General features: G+C 59.6%; 15 protein-coding genes. 10 read left to right on the top strand and 5 right to left on the bottom strand.

Going from position 1 to position 14,261, the window contains the following annotated elements; all coding sequences use genetic code 11:
* Positions 1 to 209 precede the first annotated feature (209 nt).
* From P9292_RS40865 to P9292_RS40845, 5 genes are all read left to right on the top strand, one after another.
* Complete coding sequence (locus P9292_RS40865; protein WP_309965590.1) at positions 210 to 1,079, top strand: hypothetical protein; 870 nt, start codon at positions 210 to 212, stop codon at positions 1,077 to 1,079.
* 124 nt (positions 1,080 to 1,203) lie between these two features.
* Positions 1,204 to 1,971: a hypothetical protein gene (locus P9292_RS40860; protein WP_309965587.1), complete on the top strand. Its 768-nt coding sequence runs from the start codon at positions 1,204 to 1,206 to the stop codon at positions 1,969 to 1,971.
* A 289-nt stretch (positions 1,972 to 2,260) separates the two neighbouring features.
* On the top strand, positions 2,261 to 2,497 hold the full coding sequence (locus tag P9292_RS40855) for a hypothetical protein (RefSeq protein ID WP_309965584.1): 237 nt from the start codon (positions 2,261 to 2,263) through the stop codon (positions 2,495 to 2,497).
* 47 nt (positions 2,498 to 2,544) lie between these two features.
* Complete coding sequence (locus P9292_RS40850) at positions 2,545 to 3,156, top strand: hypothetical protein (RefSeq protein ID WP_309965581.1); 612 nt, start codon at positions 2,545 to 2,547, stop codon at positions 3,154 to 3,156.
* 488 nt (positions 3,157 to 3,644) lie between these two features.
* The gene (locus tag P9292_RS40845) at positions 3,645 to 5,009 is read left to right on the top strand and encodes a hypothetical protein (protein ID WP_309965579.1); all 1,365 of its coding nucleotides are present in this window, start codon (positions 3,645 to 3,647) and stop codon (positions 5,007 to 5,009) included.
* A gap of 58 nt (positions 5,010 to 5,067) precedes the next feature.
* Here the strand turns inward: P9292_RS40845 and P9292_RS40840 are convergent, their stop codons facing one another.
* A complete protein-coding gene (locus P9292_RS40840; protein WP_309965576.1) occupies positions 5,068 to 6,264 on the bottom strand; it encodes a hypothetical protein in 1,197 nt (398 codons plus the stop codon).
* A 176-nt stretch (positions 6,265 to 6,440) separates the two neighbouring features.
* Positions 6,441 to 6,878, bottom strand: a complete 438-nt coding sequence (locus tag P9292_RS40835; protein ID WP_309965572.1) for an SET domain-containing protein-lysine N-methyltransferase — start codon at positions 6,876 to 6,878, stop codon at positions 6,441 to 6,443.
* A gap of 97 nt (positions 6,879 to 6,975) precedes the next feature.
* Between P9292_RS40835 and P9292_RS40830 the strand changes: the two genes are divergently transcribed.
* Positions 6,976 to 7,176 (top strand): hypothetical protein, encoded by a 201-nt coding sequence (locus tag P9292_RS40830; protein WP_309965569.1) that lies wholly within the window; start codon positions 6,976 to 6,978, stop codon positions 7,174 to 7,176.
* 39 nt (positions 7,177 to 7,215) lie between these two features.
* Here the strand turns inward: P9292_RS40830 and P9292_RS40825 are convergent, their stop codons facing one another.
* Positions 7,216 to 7,494 carry an HU family DNA-binding protein gene (locus P9292_RS40825; RefSeq protein ID WP_309965565.1) on the bottom strand — a complete coding sequence of 93 codons (279 nt, stop codon included), beginning with the start codon at positions 7,492 to 7,494 and terminating at the stop codon, positions 7,216 to 7,218.
* Between the two features lie 337 nt (positions 7,495 to 7,831).
* Between P9292_RS40825 and P9292_RS40820 the strand changes: the two genes are divergently transcribed.
* The 4 genes from P9292_RS40820 (at position 7,832) to P9292_RS40805 (ending at position 11,423) form a co-directional block, all read left to right on the top strand.
* Positions 7,832 to 8,047, top strand: coding sequence for a hypothetical protein (locus tag P9292_RS40820; protein ID WP_309965561.1), 216 nt, complete (start codon positions 7,832 to 7,834; stop codon positions 8,045 to 8,047).
* A 378-nt stretch (positions 8,048 to 8,425) separates the two neighbouring features.
* Complete coding sequence (locus P9292_RS40815; RefSeq protein ID WP_309965559.1) at positions 8,426 to 10,249, top strand: site-specific integrase; 1,824 nt, start codon at positions 8,426 to 8,428, stop codon at positions 10,247 to 10,249.
* 428 nt (positions 10,250 to 10,677) lie between these two features.
* Entirely contained in the window at positions 10,678 to 11,127 is a 450-nt protein-coding gene (locus P9292_RS43410) for a type II toxin-antitoxin system ParD family antitoxin (protein WP_409015575.1), read from the top strand.
* A complete protein-coding gene (locus tag P9292_RS40805) occupies positions 11,124 to 11,423 on the top strand; it encodes a type II toxin-antitoxin system RelE/ParE family toxin (protein ID WP_309965556.1) in 300 nt (99 codons plus the stop codon). Before P9292_RS43410 ends, P9292_RS40805 begins: the two co-directional genes overlap by 4 nt.
* A 158-nt stretch (positions 11,424 to 11,581) precedes the next feature.
* Here P9292_RS40805 and P9292_RS40800 read toward each other — a convergent pair whose 3' ends face one another.
* Both P9292_RS40800 and P9292_RS40795 read right to left on the bottom strand, forming a co-directional pair.
* Positions 11,582 to 11,881: a DUF4148 domain-containing protein gene (locus tag P9292_RS40800; RefSeq protein ID WP_309965552.1), complete on the bottom strand. Its 300-nt coding sequence runs from the start codon at positions 11,879 to 11,881 to the stop codon at positions 11,582 to 11,584.
* Between the two features lie 955 nt (positions 11,882 to 12,836).
* The gene (locus P9292_RS40795) at positions 12,837 to 13,745 is read right to left on the bottom strand and encodes a hypothetical protein (protein ID WP_309965550.1); all 909 of its coding nucleotides are present in this window, start codon (positions 13,743 to 13,745) and stop codon (positions 12,837 to 12,839) included.
* Positions 13,746 to 14,261 lie beyond the last annotated feature (516 nt).

The raw sequence follows: 14,261 nt of genomic DNA, 5'->3' as shown, positions 1-14,261 counted from the left end.
GCGTTCGCGCACTATGGCGTTGTCGCCTCGAGCAAGACCAAGGAGGGACTTTCGCCAATTGGACACCGCATTCCCCCAAAGCCCGTTGGGCAAAGCTTCACAAGTCTTCCGATCATCGCTCGCTCCCGGTGAGACAAGCTGCTACGATTCCTGCTGGCGGCACGCAAAGCACTTGCAGCTTGCTGACGCGCGCCGGTGAGAACCGGTGAGTGGGCGCGGTGCAAGCGGGTACGAGCGGATTCACGCGGATCTACATTTTCCACCTCATGGCGTTTTTGCCGACGGGGAAAATCATGGGCTATCTCTGGCGGCCTCGTTACGGTTTGTTGTTCATCGGCTGGCTTTACTTCGTTGCGCCGAATTCGAGCAACGCTGAACCTCGATGTCTCGCCGACCCTCATTCCGCAAGCGACGAATCTTACGGCTATAAGATGCGTGGGCAGCGCTGTGAGGGCGAACTCAAGAATTTTGTCGCCCTGACCGACGGTGTTTCTCTAGTCGGATATCAGCAAGGCGCCATTGCATTCGACCTGCGGCGGAATCAGACACTGACGGTCGAAGCGGTCGGAGACTCGCACGAGAGCGCGTATCTGCGCGCCATGAGCGTGACATCAAGAGCGCGCTATCAGATGGACGAGGAAGTGGTGCCGCTTCAGAGTCCCGTCGTTTGGCCGATGGACGTGCTCAAGCAGGCAGTGGAACATTCGGCCAACGGCGCCCTTGACGTTTCAACTATCGCGCTGAGCGCATGCTCGCATCGTTGCGCAGATATCGCTGATACCGTGTACTGGCCCGTTCGCGCCCTTGCTACCGCATCGGGAGATCGTGAACTTGCCCTGTTCGTGCGCAGCGCCACCCGTGCGGTCGATGTTACGGCGACCCTGACCTCCCTCAACGGCGACAAGATCAGCGCCAAGGCCAGCGCAGCGGCAAACGCGAATCTGATATCCGCGATCCGGCTGCCAGCCAGCCTCAAGCCCGGCAGATATCGCCTATCCATTACCGCGTTCGACGACGAATTACACGTGGCCATGCCAGCTTTCTACGGGACCATCGTAGTACCAAAGGAGGTCCCGTGAATACCGACGACGCATCTTCCGTAGCGGGCGCACCCGCCGGTGCGGACGATACGCCGACGACTGGCGCGCCCCCGGCGGTCGAGATGCAGGCACACGCAGGCGCGCCTGAGCGTCCCCCAACCGCATGGATCAAAGCGCTGAGCATTGGCATCGATGTGGATTTATTCTTCTCGGCGCGACGATCTACCTCTCAATGCCCGCCAATGACGCGGACTTTCGCTTGCATGCAAAGACATCGTTCTTCGCTTTCCGTGTTGCGGGCGACCGCACAATCACTCTTGAGTCGTCGGATTGGACGGCATGGGGAACGCCGGTCGATTCCGCGGACGGCGGGACCGAGCGATTCTCGCGTTCTCCCGGCGACGTGCCGCCCGGAAGCCCGCCCGATCGCATAGACATATCGCTTCAGGCAGGCGACGTAGTGCAGATCCGCGCCGACGACGTGACACCGTTTCGCTACAACATCCTGCTTCCGACTCGTGCCGCGACGCTCTCGGTTCAATCAGGAAGCGGCGCGTCACTCTATACGCGGCAGGACGACGGCAAGCGTTTAGCGATCGCGAATTCTGCGCCGACCTTTCAGTTCCATGCCGGCCAGGGCCCTGAAGAAATGCGTTTCACACTCGCCGAATGCCAGGTCGTGCTGAACCGCCCATCGACTCCCGATCGTGCGGACAGCGCATCGATTCCTCTGCCGCTTGCGAGCTGCGGTCGCGACATTGCGAAGCGCTTGCGGGTCGACCGGATCGGCTTAAAAAAGGCGCGCAAAACAGAGATGGCGTCGCGGCCGGTCTACTCGACGGCGGAATCCAGTTTCTGGATCTTCCAAACAGTGAAATCCCGCTGTATCACGGAACGGATCTGCGCCTCGATGTCGACGATGTCGAAATAAGCACACTCGAACTCGCGCGCGACGGCATCGGCGTGTACGCCAGTGGCTCCGCCAGATCGGCGACGCTCGACGTCGAGACGCATGAGCGCGGCACGAAGGCTCACTCGATCATGCCAACCGGACTTGACGCCCTAAGAAGTTCGCCATTGATCACAACCGGCGCGGCCGTGATGTCGAGTCTCTTGGTAACAATTGGCTTCGTCATCTCGATCGCTGGTTTCCTCAAGCCCTTCGGCGCGTGGCTTCAACGCGTGCTCGGCATAAAGCCGGATTCCAGCGGAAGCTAGAAATGAGACTCTTCTTCGGCATTCTGCTTGCGGTATGGGTAGCGAGCGCATACGGAATTGATCCTATCGATCATTTGAATGTGGTCGTCATGATCGATGCGACATATGCGCATGGGAAGCCGGAGACCGGTGCGGGCATTGTGGTCGACGAGACGCCCGCGCGCACCGTGGTCATCACGGCGCTGCATGTCGTTCAGCGGCCAGACACATCGCTGAGTCCTGGGGTCGCGACATCCTGACTCTTGAACAGAAAACCGCCACCGTGACAGTGCCAGCATCAAGCGCCTTGGACGAGCAGGCTTTTGCAATCTTGCTGCGATACGCGGATATGGCGCAATGGTCCAAAGCCCTTGATGCTGATCTAGCCGATGTCAGATTGATCCGCCGTGACTATAACTTGATTTTCGCCGCCGGCACGGCCGAGACTCGTTCGGTCGAGATCGGCGTGCTATGGACAAAGTGGCTCAGCAAGATGCGCCATGAGCTCAAAGTAGCGGAACGGGCCGCCGATTTCGAGGGAGATGTTGATGACGGATGGGATGTAATTCACGAGCATTCGCAGCATGGCGGAATCGATCCCGAAGACAGCTATCCCTATCTCGACCTGTTTGCTATTGATGACTACGAGCCGGATACGTTTACGAATCGCTGGGGTGAGGAAGAACTGATTGACGACGGAGAAATAATTGTGCTGAAGAATGGTGAGGAGGTCTTCGGCCCGAATGCCGCGAACGAGTATTGTGAGTTCGTGTTTGGTGCGCACCTCAACGAGTACGGTCAGAAACTGTTTGGTTACGTAAAGACGCTCGTGAAAATTGGGTTGCTTGAACTGCGCGATCCCGATGCTGACGAGCGAACGTTTCTCAGCATTGCTCCTTGGCATAGCCGCCTGGTCTGACTTGCCGGCGCAACGCGACAGAATTCTGCTGGATCAGCTTCCTCCCACGACGCCTGACGCCCGCCAAACGATCTGTTGAGTAGCGGCACCGTTAGCCAGCAGCTGCGGTGATTCATTCCAGAAGGATCCCAACGTCCGCGCTAACTGAGAACTTGTCGACCCGCTGGAAGGGTATGAGTGACTGTTGCACCCTAAAAGCTGCCGTAGAGGTCTCCCCGGGCCCAACGTCCGCAACCGGTCGTCAAGACTCGTCCGCCGGGTCCGGGAAACGACATTCGACTGCGCTGCATAGCGAATGGCAGCAATACTGCATGCTGCAGCCCCACGCCGGCTGAACACCGAATGTCGGCAAAGGCCGAGAACGCGACCGTCCCCACATATCATGACGCCGCGCTAACGGGCGAGGGGGTTTCGCATAGCAGGGTCCGACGACCCTTCGCATATAATCCGAAGTTGAAAAGTCAATGCGCCGCAACGGAGCTTAAGCTATGAGTCGGACCCGCGGGCGAAATGCGGGATATCGAGAACAGGCGAACACCCGCCAGCCTCATCATCTGTCTAAACCCAATCTCTCATCCCGCAACCGTACGTCCTCTTCGTCGCCTTCCGGAGAGTCCGCTGCGACGGCCTCAATAATCAAGACGCGGTCGTTTCAGTTTCTGGTCAATGCGGTCGGCGCTGAGAATATCGCATTGGCGCTGGATTCCACTCTATCGCGTATCGCGGAACTTACGAAGGGCGAAAGATTCACGCCCGAGACGGCCTTCCACATGGAGACCACGCTCGGTCTGCCTCATGGGTTCTTCGATCAACCCTACCCTGCCCTTTCGCCCGAGCTCATTGCTCGCTTGAAATCGCCTCTCGAGTTTGTTCGAACGGACGACGACCTGGACGACGACGTCAAAACGCAGACGGTACCGGCATCGGCATCGGTGTCGGCATCGGCACCGGTCGTTTCAGTTAAACCAGAACAGTTGTTTGTTGCGGACGGTTCGTCCGAGGGTGTACAAATGCCATCTCAGAAAGCGAAGAGCCCGCATAGCAATGCGAAGATCGGTCAAGCTCAATTTGCCAAGCAGACAACCGGCAAAGCCGCTGCAAAAACCGCTTCCGGTCGACGGGCAACAATCGAAGCAACATCGCCCCAACAAATGAGCCTCGACGATGGCGCCACGGTCGAGAGCATCCGACGCGCGAACCTTCATGTGCTCACCGGGCGCAACGGATCGAAAGCCAAGCTCGGTTTCGTCATGGGACTGACTGGGTCCAACATGGCGCATCGACTGCACGGAAAAAAGCGGATGGACGAGGCAGAAGCGAACCGCTTTACCGACCGGCTTGGTTTGCCAACTGGCTGGTTGGACCAGCCGCGCTCCGAAGCAGAAATTCCCGAGTCCGTCTCAGCTTTACTCGCACCCGCGTCACGCGCTCGCGCGAGCGCTCAAGAACAAGTGTCTCGCGCTGCCACCGATGACGCCGGCGCATCGGATGGATTGCCTCCTTCTCTTCGGGTGAGTGAGACGCCGTCCGCTGCGTCTGCGAGTGAATTGGAGCCGGTTGTCTCTGAGCCGCAGCTCAGAAGTGCAAATGCCGCGAATCCTTCCCCGACGAACGAGCCGAAACAAACCGCCGCGATCGACGCGCACGCCGTGGAAGATGACGGTGATCGCGTGCCGGTACGAGCACTCGCGAACGCTGATCTTCCACCGGATTTGGCAACCAGACTGCAGGGTCTGGACGGTATCTCGCCAATAGCTGAAGCGCTGCTCAAGACGCTGGCGGGTAAAGCGCGTACAGGTCGACTCGACGAGTTCACGGCACTCGAGCTACTGCAGAAAGCAGTATTGCTTTGACTCGGTCGCGCGTCGGTTCCAATGCAGCCGCCCGTTCGTCGTGCCCGCAGTCTCGAGGTCAGGCTAGTTTCGTTGCGAGCACCTTCGCGATAATCGAGGAAGGTCCTCCGACGAGTTGTCGGACTCGAGCCTGCACGTCCAGCGCCGGGATGCCCGCTGCCGCCGCGGCCTCGACCGTCGCATCGTAAGCGTCGAGAACGTCGCTAGGCGCTATTTCGTATCCGTAGCCGGCATCCATCCATCGCAAAGCGCACAATCCGCAGGCCATTGCGAATGACGGCTGCTTCACTGTGAAATCGCGCGCCGCGCGCGTGAGCGTTTTGGGGTCTGTTGGGTAATCCTTTGCAAGCGAAAGCGCAATATCCAGCAAGCCCGCGCCTTTCGCAGCGGCGAACCATTTGCCTAGCGAGCCTGGCTCCGATTCAATGAGATCGGCAAGAATGCTTTGCGACGTATGATCCGGATACTTCTTTGCGATCGCCCGAAAGGTCGCATGGTAGGTCCCTGCCCGATTAGCCGCGAGCGCGTATCGCTGATAGGCCTCCTCGGCCATCCCACAGTCGAGAAGAATCGCCTCGCAACGCCGTGCGATGGCGCCTTCCGGGGCGTTGAGTCCACGGCTCGATTCCGCCAGACTAATCGCGTCGCCGGGGCGACCGAGCGAAACGAGGGACTCGACTGCCCACCGGCGATACCACCAAAATTTCAGTCGGTCATGGCTGACAAGCTCCAGCACCTCATCGAAGCGGCCGGCCGCGTGTAACGCGCTCAGACAAGGTATCGTCCCGACGAAAAATCCGTACTCGTCCGCCTGCACAACATGCCGTGTGAGCGGCAGCAATTGGTCTGCCCACCGAGAAGCGAGCTCGGGCGTGACACATAACGTGCCCCAGTGTTCGCCCAAACTCTCGATGTACGGCATCTGGTCCTCTTGTAATGCTTCGAACAGCCGTTCCAACCAGCGCTCCCGGACCGCTCGCGGCACGTCGGCCGCGGCGATCACCGGCACCAGCGCATCGATTGCGCGATTGACGGCGCTGCCCAAAGCGCCCGAGGAACTATCCACCTGCTCAAGCGCGGGCGACAATTTTTCAAGCAGCAGGACGGCGCCCTCTGCGCCCAGCACCGGGTCGATGCGCGCGGTAGAACGGATTTCAGTAATCGCTTCTCTGATGCGCTGGATCGGCAGCGCCGATTTCCACCCGAACGCCGAGCGTCTGAAGCGAGGCGCGAAAGTCCATTTATGTGCTGGCATGCGACTTCACCACACTAAGAACTGCATTGAGAGGACAGCTAGGCGGATGACAAATCTAGACGCCGATAACGAACATTGCAAAGGCCGATGCCGCTTCGCTCCCGATCGATCACCTGGCAAACTGATGTGCCGCTTCCTGCAGCGGCGTTCAGGTCAGCCGCAAGCACGTGTGCCGCCTAAAGTGCCAACATGGTGCCCCGGCAACGCGCTCCGCCGCATCGACAGGCGTAGAGCTTTTTCAGCGCTAACGTCTTTCGGCCTTCGACGAAGAGCCGATAATCGATGAACAACTCCTCGCCCGGTTCGATATCTCGGAGCGCTTGAAAAAACACGCGACTGCCCTGTTGCTCACCTTCACAGTTTGGTTCACAGCTATGGTTCACCCAGCGCGCCGAGTTGCCACCCTGCGCTCCGTCGATCACGCGCCCGTCATCAAGGTCGAAAAATAATGTATGACCGTCCTCCGCGGCCGAGCGTTCATAGCGATGCTGGGCCACTGCCCACGAGATCAGCTTACCTTTGTATTCAAGGATGGTCTCGCCCGCCCTGATCCGGGCTACTGCGAACACGCCCCTTCCATGAACGGGGGAGCGACGAACGAACAAGCGACGCATATATAAAGGGGGTGCCTATTTTCGATGTGGGTTGACGGATGCACGCGGCAGGCCAAAAGCTTGGCATAATCAGAGCGACACTTGCTACTGCTCCCTTATGCGCTCAACGACCCGCCGTCGTACGAAGGAAAAGCCGTCGCGCGGCACGCTTGCGCGCTACGGCGAACGCATCGTCGAGATCTTAGGTGAGGCGCGCGGTCAGCGCATCATGATCCGCTCGATTCATCCCGATGGGCGTGAGCGCCTGACGGCCGTCAAGTTGGCCAACCTACTTCCGCTCGAAAGCCAGTTGTTCTGATAAGGCCGTGCATTCGCCTACATCTGGAAAATTTAGCGCTCAAGACGCGTTGATTGCGTCCTTGAAGGCTTTCCCCGCGGTGAACTTGACCGTCCTTGCGGCAGCGATTTCCACGGCCTCGCCGGTTTGCGGGTTGCGACCCGTGCGGGCCGCGCGCTCGCCGCGGCCGAAGCTGCCGAACCCGATGAGCTGCACGGCACGCCCCGCGCTCACCTCTTTTGTAATCGTCGCCAAGACTGCGGTGAGCGTCTCGTCGACAGCAACCTTGCTGTTTCCGGTTTGCGACGCGACGGCGTCGAGCAGGTCCTGCTTGTTCATTGTGTTCTCTCGTAGTTTGAACTGACCGCCATCTTACCCAACGCAAGTGACGGTCGAACGCTGAGATATGTATTAAACGATACGCACGGACCAAGGACAGGCGGGCCCGCGCCGGCCGGGTCGCGTGCGGCAAGGCAAACGGCTAGGGTTGTGCGTAGACCGGGTGACACTGATAAAGCCCCGCCCCGTTAAGGCGATCGCCGCGAGCATGACCCGCAACATGCTTGCACACCAATCATTCGAATCCTCTCGGCAGACGCATAGGAATTCGCTCCGATGCCGATATAAAGGCATGGAACCTCAGCCCCACCCTTCCTCTGCCGCTTTTGAATATTCTATGATCGACGCAGATCTTGGGCATCTGCTGCGCGCGGTCGCACTGGAAATCGTCGCCCGCAACCCAATGCTGCCCCTGACTTACTGGAGGCGCCGTGTCACTCGGATTCTCGAAACGCGGCATCTTCTCCCCGCGCAGATGGCCGTCGCCTCCAAGTTGAAGGTCCTGATTGAATCATCCAGCCCTAGCGAACGATTAATCGTCACGACCAGTTGAGGATGCGGCTTGGAACTCGCGTACCCTGCTGGTTCTCGGTTCATACATGGTCGTCGCCTCCGGCGCTACAGGGCATACCGGGACTATGCTCGCCGCCCTCTAGAGGCGGCCCCAGGGCACGTCTGGCGCCGGTCTTGGTACGCACGATGACTTCTCGTGCAACTCTTCATGCGTGATAAGTCGTATTAGCACGCATGCGTTTAATGCTGCGCTTTGCCCATGCTGGCAAACGTCAGAGAGCGGATTCGGTTCGTGCAACAGATTCGTCTAATCCTGATAACTCGTATTACCAGGATTACGTTTAATGGGTAAAATACGCGGTACGGCGTCTATGCCCCGTCCCGTCGGGCCTCCGAACAACGACAAGAAGCCGCCGCCATGGCCAACAAGCCGCAAATCGTCACGAAAAGTCGCGCCGCGTACACGCGTAATCACTTCGCCGCGTTGCGGGCGTTCGTCCAGCGCGTGCCCGCCGCGACAATCACGCGGCTGTATTTCTCCGAGGACGGCGATGGAAACGAGGCGACGCCCGGCTGGGTCGAGTCGTTCCTGCGGCGCATGCAGGCGGAGTTGGTCGAGCTGGCGCTCGAGCACGGCTCGTCGGTGCTGGCCGATCACCTGAAGGCCTCGGCCAAAGCGCACGGCAGCGCAAAGCTGACGGCCGTGACGCTCAAGATGGTCGAACAGGCGGCGTTGTTGGCCGTCGCCAGGCCCGAACCGGCGCACGGCGTCGGCATGTGGTTCCGGCCGCTGGTGGCACGGCGGCTGAAAGACGCGGGTATCGGCACACTCGCCGATCTGGTGGACTTCTGTAACCGGCGCGGCGGAAGCTGGTGGCGGGGGGTGCCGCGCATCGGGCCGGGCCGTGCGCAGCGGGTCGTCTCGTGGCTGCGGCGGCATGAGGCCGAACTCGGGCTGCACGTCGCAGCGGACGTCGTGCTGGACGATCCTCTCCGCGTGTCCGAGGCGGAACTCGTAACGATCGATACGGATTCGCGCGCCCTTGTGCCCCTTGAACGGCTGAGCCTGGCGCACGAACTCGTCGGCGCCGACGGCATAAACCGCCATAGCAGCTTTCCGTACATCCGGGCGAGCCACGATCTGGACGCCGTGCGGGCGTACCTCCATCACTACCGCGATCAACCGAAGACGCTCCGCGCCTACACCAAGGAACTCGAGCGTTTCCTGCTCTGGTCGGTCACCGTCAGGCGCAAACCCCTGAGCTCGCTGCTGGCCGACGACTGCGAGGCCTACAAAGACTTCTTGCGCGCGCCCGCGCCCGACTTCGTGGGTCCCCGCGCGTCGCGCGTCAGCGGCCGCTGGAAGCCATTCGCGACCGCGGAACTGAGTCCAGAAAGCCAGAGGTATGCGGTGCGGGCCTTGCGCGCGGCTTTTGCGTGGCTCGTCAACGTGCGCTACCTCGCCGGCAATCCGTGGACGGCCGTCTCCGATCCGATCGTTGTACAACGTGAAGACCTGATCAAGGTGGAACGCGCCCTGACACCCGCGCTGTGGCAGCGCATCCGCGCCCACATCGACGCGCAGTGCGGCCGGGTAGACGGCGCCTATTGGCGCTCGATCCGGGTTGCGCTGCTCCTGAGCGGCGACTCGGGCCTGCGTCGAGAAGAGCTGGTCAACGCGAGGCGCGAAGCGATGTCCCCGACGCATCACGGCGACGACGAAGAAGCGATCTGGCAACTGTCCGTCGTGGGCAAGCGCAACAAACAACGGACAGTTCCGGTCAGCCCCGCGACCATTGCGGCGTTGACGGCGCATTGGCGCGATCGCGGGCTGGAATTCGAAACGGCGAAAGACGGCCCCCTGTTATCGACGCTCTTTATTCCTCGGACAATGCGGGGCCAAAAGAAGTACGCCGACGGAACCGCCCTCGCCTACCACGTCGACGGCATCAACAAGATGATCGAGTGGGCGATGAAGCGGCTGATTGCCGAGATGAGTAAGGACTTGTCAGTGGAGGAAATCAAGCTACTGGCGGGGACATCCCCGCACGCGTTCCGGCACACTTTCGGCACGCACGCCGCGGCTGAGGACGTGCCGCTCGACGTGGTTCAGAGGATCCTCGGACACGCGTCGCTGCAAACGACGTCGATCTACATTCAAGCCGAGAAGCAGCGGATGTTGCGCGAAGCTGCGGCTTTCTACGCTCGACCAAAGACAGACGACCGCCTCGGCGAGAAGTGAGCATCGGTTGAGTTCCGGGGCTAGTGGTATGACCCGGGGATCGATGCCACCGGATGCGTTGGAAGCAAAACAAGCGACTCCTGAGAGCTAACGTTGCGGGGATGCTTGCCTTGCTCGACCGACCGACGGTCTTTCGCTCGCCGCACGAGGACGACCGCTGGCCTTGGAAACTGACGAAGGATCAACGCCCTGCTTCCATCCTTGATGTGCCCCGGTCATACTGACTCGAATGATCTGATGAATTACCGGCAACCAGCACCGGCGCCGAAGGACGATAAGGGAAATACCTATTTTTTGCTGCCTTCGTGAGCACGCTCGCTATCAGCGCATACGCGTCCAACGACGTAGACAGCGGCACGTTCGCGGGCAAGTTTGTTGAATACGCGAAGGTCCGCGATTCAGGCGTGTGCCTCAAAGACGCGCGCAAGATGGCAATCGACAAGAAAGGCCCGAACGGCGCTTTCTTTATCGAGGGCGTCTGTCAGAACGGCAAGATGAAACACATGACGCCGGAACAGATACGCGCGACGGTTGAGAGGAAGCCTCCAAATCCCGCGCACACCCGCTTGATAATAGTTGATAAGCGTTGCACTATTAGCACCTACTCGGAGGGCAGAACCATGATTAGCGCAGACCTTGGACAACAGCTCGAGGGCTATATCACGAAGCTGGTTGAGTCAGGACGCTACGGCTCGAAAAGCGAAGTGCTCCGCGAAGGCGTGCGATTGATTCAGGATCGTGAGACGCAGCTTGCCGCGCTCGATACCGTGATCGAGCGAGGCATCGCCGATTCAGACGCGGGTCAAGGAAAACCCGCCGAAGAGGTGTTCGACCGGCTGGAAGCCAAGTATCAGGCGATGGTGAACGGCAAGGAATGATTGTTCGCATCCTTCCTGACGCCGGGGCCGAGCTTGAGGCTATCGGCGATTACATCGCCCGCAACAATCCCCGCCGTGCCTTGAGCTTCGTTCGGGAGCTGCGCGAGAAGTGCATGAGCCTCGCAGACATGCCCCTCGCCTACCCGCTCGTGCCTCGCTACGAACATCGCGGCGTGCGGCATCGCGTTCACGGCAGCTACCGGATTTTCTACCGCGTCACCGGGCACCCCGAGCGCATCGACGTCATTCACATCCTGCACAGCGCCCGAGACATCGCCGCTATCCTTTTCCCCTAGACACAAACCAAAAAAGCCCAGGACGAGCTAAGTGCTAGGCAGCCATCGGCTACGCCGGAGGCGGAGGTGGTGCTAATAAGGAAACTGGCCGTCTGCGGTATCCCGGCAGCGGCCAGTTCTTTTGTGCCTAGCGCGAGCTACTTAGCTCGCTCAGTCGATCAGTGACCGAAATAGACAGGCGCGATGCTATTGCCGGTGTGAGCGGGGCCGCCCGATGCCGAGACAGTGTCGCCAACGCCACCGTAGCTATTCTGGCCGTTTTGTGCGGCGACCTTGGCTTCGGCAGCTTGGATCTCTGCCGGGTAGGTCGTCCGCTCCGTGCTCGGGTTGTAACCAGCACGTTGGAGCTGCACCAGTTCCGCCTTCACTTGCGCGCGGGTGACCGGCTGGCTTTGCGCAAAGGACGAGACTGCCGGAACAGCGAGCGCAGCAGCGACGATGAGAGTTGCGAGTTTCATGATGCTTACCTCCAGATCTTTGTCGCAAACAGCCCTGTTTGCGTTTCAGTGACCTCAGTATAGGTAAGCGTCTGCGTAAGATTAATGAGCGAGCGAACAACAAATTGTTGCTCCGTACGGGATAACCCTAGTCAAAGCCCTCTTATCGTCCGCTCTCTGTGAGAGGTCCACCGGCGAACGTCGGGCTGGGGTTGCCGCTCTCGCCTCGCGCTAGCGGGCCCTTTCGTTGTTAAGTAGAAGGCGCAGCTTTTCAAGCGCAACCAGTTGGCCGTGCCCCTCCTCTCGCCAGCACTTCTCAATTACCTGTTGAAGCTGATATGCGTCGTCGACAACGCCGCGAAATCGCTGTACCTCCAGTACGAGGCGTTGGACATCAGCGTCGCGCCCTCGGTAGCGACTCCACAGGAGCCTGAGTTCGTGGTAGCTGACAGGCAGGAAGGTCGGAAGAGGCATGGTTACGGACGATCACTGTACATATATACAGTATCGTAACCGCATTTTGCTTCATGGTCACCCAGCCGGCGGCGCCGTTGCCGCTCTTGCCAGCGGTGAGACCAGTTCAGTATATCTACTTCTCCACAGGCCTCTAGGGAGGCTGGTTCCTCGCCCCGCTCGTATGTCATCGGCACATGCTTGGCCTTAGTATGAGCGCACAAGAGATTTGCGGCGAAAAGGAGAGCTATGGCAATTTCTTCTGAGCAAAAACGGATGCCAAGCGCTGCTGCGTTCTCAGGGCAGCGAATCGAAGCGCAAGCGTCCTATCGGCGATGGCAGTTTCCATGTGGAAACCGGGTCGGCCGTTGAGGCGTTGCCGCCGCGTTTGCTCGCTATTCACCGCAAAGTTTATCTCCGCGGGGCGCGGCAAATCTGTACGGACGAAAACTTGGCGTTGCGAACCCGTAAGACGCAAAATTGCGCAGGAGTAAAGACGGTTTCCAGGTGGAAACCGGGCGCGTCATTGCATGATTTCAATCGAATTGACCAGTGCTGCCGCTAATGCTCGCAAATGGTCGACATCTATGAGATCTCGCCGCGTTGAATGCGCTTTGAAGCTAAAGGAAAAAGTAACAGCGTCACCGACGACGCGCACCTCTACCTTGCAGTCGGTGTCAGCAGGGCCACCGGCGAGATAGCTCAAGATTGCAGCCGACGACCGGCGTGCGGGCTGCTCCGAGAGGAGCTTGGCGTTGCGAGCAACCTTCGAGACGCCTAGCATTCTGACAAGTGCGAGTAGCGTCTCTGCGTTGCCATGAGAAAAACGCTTCTCATCAAACAACCCTGTGATCACTGCTGGAAGCTTTGAGAGGGCCGTCGCATTCGATAACCGTTGCTTTCCCCAGCCTTGCTGCTTCGCCGCATCAGCCTTCGTTTGCCATTTGTTGGCCGTTACGCCCTCGACGAACTGTCTCGCCCGTACAAATGGAAGATCGACTTGCGGCGTGCGTCCGCGCGCTGGTGGCTGCGGCGGCTTATCCTCCAGCGCGTTAATGATCTCGGACCAGGACTTTCCCTCTTTCCCAATCCCTCTTGCTCGTTGTTCTAGGGCCTCGCGCCCGATGCCGCGTTCGATCCGAATAAGCTCTCGCGCGGCCCTGCCGATCAACCCGGTTTCAGTAAAGAGGAGGAGTACGATTGCAGGCATCCCCGCGACGCGCAGTGCTCTATTAACGTCTTCCCGTTTAACCCCAAACCCTGCCAGGGACTCTGCAGCCTCCGTTTGGTTTCGCCACAGGCGTCCCAGGCCGTCTTTATACACGGTAGCAAGGGCGAGCGGATTTCGGCTCAACGGCTTTCCGACATAGGTTTCCAAATCCGTTCTCCGTTTCGACTGGTTGTCGGCACCGTGCGCGACGCTCTTTAGCATGTAGTTTCCACCTCGCCGAACAGAAAGGTGACGGGTTCTTGCGGCGAGCAGGAGCTATTGCTGGCGAGGATCGCCCCACCAGGACTCTTGGGGGACGCTTCGTGTCTTCACAACATGCTTGAATAAGATTACATTTTCAACTTGCGAAGACGATTGCTGAAGGTAGGCAAATGCTACGTGCCTTGGTCGGCGACGCAGGCTGCGGGGCCACCAGCGCGAGCGCCGCAGCCTTCGTGAGCGCATTGATGATGTCGGCTAACCCCGACGCTACCTTCCCCGGCCATTCCCCGGCTGAGAACCGTCAGCGCGCCACCGGACCTCGGACAGCTCGAACGAATTATTGACTGCGACGCGGCGGACATTTGTTGCCAACACCCCAACGACGCCTCAGCCGCCGCGACCTAACGCAGTTTCTACGTAGAAACCGGGGGCCGTGCAATTACCACGTTGCATGACGATTCCGGCAAGCATTAATCGAAAGAAAACAGAAGAAAGTTGGCATCTCATTGTGACGCG

The organism is Caballeronia sp. LZ001 (genome assembly GCF_031450875.1).
Classification (GTDB): Bacteria; Pseudomonadota; Gammaproteobacteria; order Burkholderiales; family Burkholderiaceae; genus Caballeronia.
This window is presented reverse-complemented; position numbering and strand designations above follow the sequence as displayed.

Bases quoted from the DNA above. Each gene is read 5' to 3' on its own strand.
- P9292_RS40860 (WP_309965587.1), top strand. From the start codon at position 1,204: ATGGATCAAAGCGCTGAGCATTGGCATCGATGTGGATTTATTCTTCTC.
- P9292_RS40855 (WP_309965584.1), top strand. From the start codon at position 2,261: ATGAGACTCTTCTTCGGCATTCTGCTTGCGGTATGGGTAGCGAGCGCA.
- P9292_RS40845 (WP_309965579.1), top strand. From the start codon at position 3,645: ATGAGTCGGACCCGCGGGCGAAATGCGGGATATCGAGAACAGGCGAAC.
- P9292_RS40840 (WP_309965576.1), bottom strand. From the start codon at position 6,264: ATGCCAGCACATAAATGGACTTTCGCGCCTCGCTTCAGACGCTCGGCG.
- P9292_RS40835 (WP_309965572.1), bottom strand. From the start codon at position 6,878: ATGCGTCGCTTGTTCGTTCGTCGCTCCCCCGTTCATGGAAGGGGCGTG.
- P9292_RS40830 (WP_309965569.1), top strand. From the start codon at position 6,976: ATGCGCTCAACGACCCGCCGTCGTACGAAGGAAAAGCCGTCGCGCGGC.
- P9292_RS40825 (WP_309965565.1), bottom strand. From the start codon at position 7,494: ATGAACAAGCAGGACCTGCTCGACGCCGTCGCGTCGCAAACCGGAAAC.
- P9292_RS40820 (WP_309965561.1), top strand. From the start codon at position 7,832: ATGATCGACGCAGATCTTGGGCATCTGCTGCGCGCGGTCGCACTGGAA.
- P9292_RS40815 (WP_309965559.1), top strand. From the start codon at position 8,426: ATGGCCAACAAGCCGCAAATCGTCACGAAAAGTCGCGCCGCGTACACG.
- P9292_RS43410 (WP_409015575.1), top strand. From the start codon at position 10,678: ATGGCAATCGACAAGAAAGGCCCGAACGGCGCTTTCTTTATCGAGGGC.
- P9292_RS40805 (WP_309965556.1), top strand. From the start codon at position 11,124: ATGATTGTTCGCATCCTTCCTGACGCCGGGGCCGAGCTTGAGGCTATC.
- P9292_RS40800 (WP_309965552.1), bottom strand. From the start codon at position 11,881: ATGAAACTCGCAACTCTCATCGTCGCTGCTGCGCTCGCTGTTCCGGCA.
- P9292_RS40795 (WP_309965550.1), bottom strand. From the start codon at position 13,745: ATGCTAAAGAGCGTCGCGCACGGTGCCGACAACCAGTCGAAACGGAGA.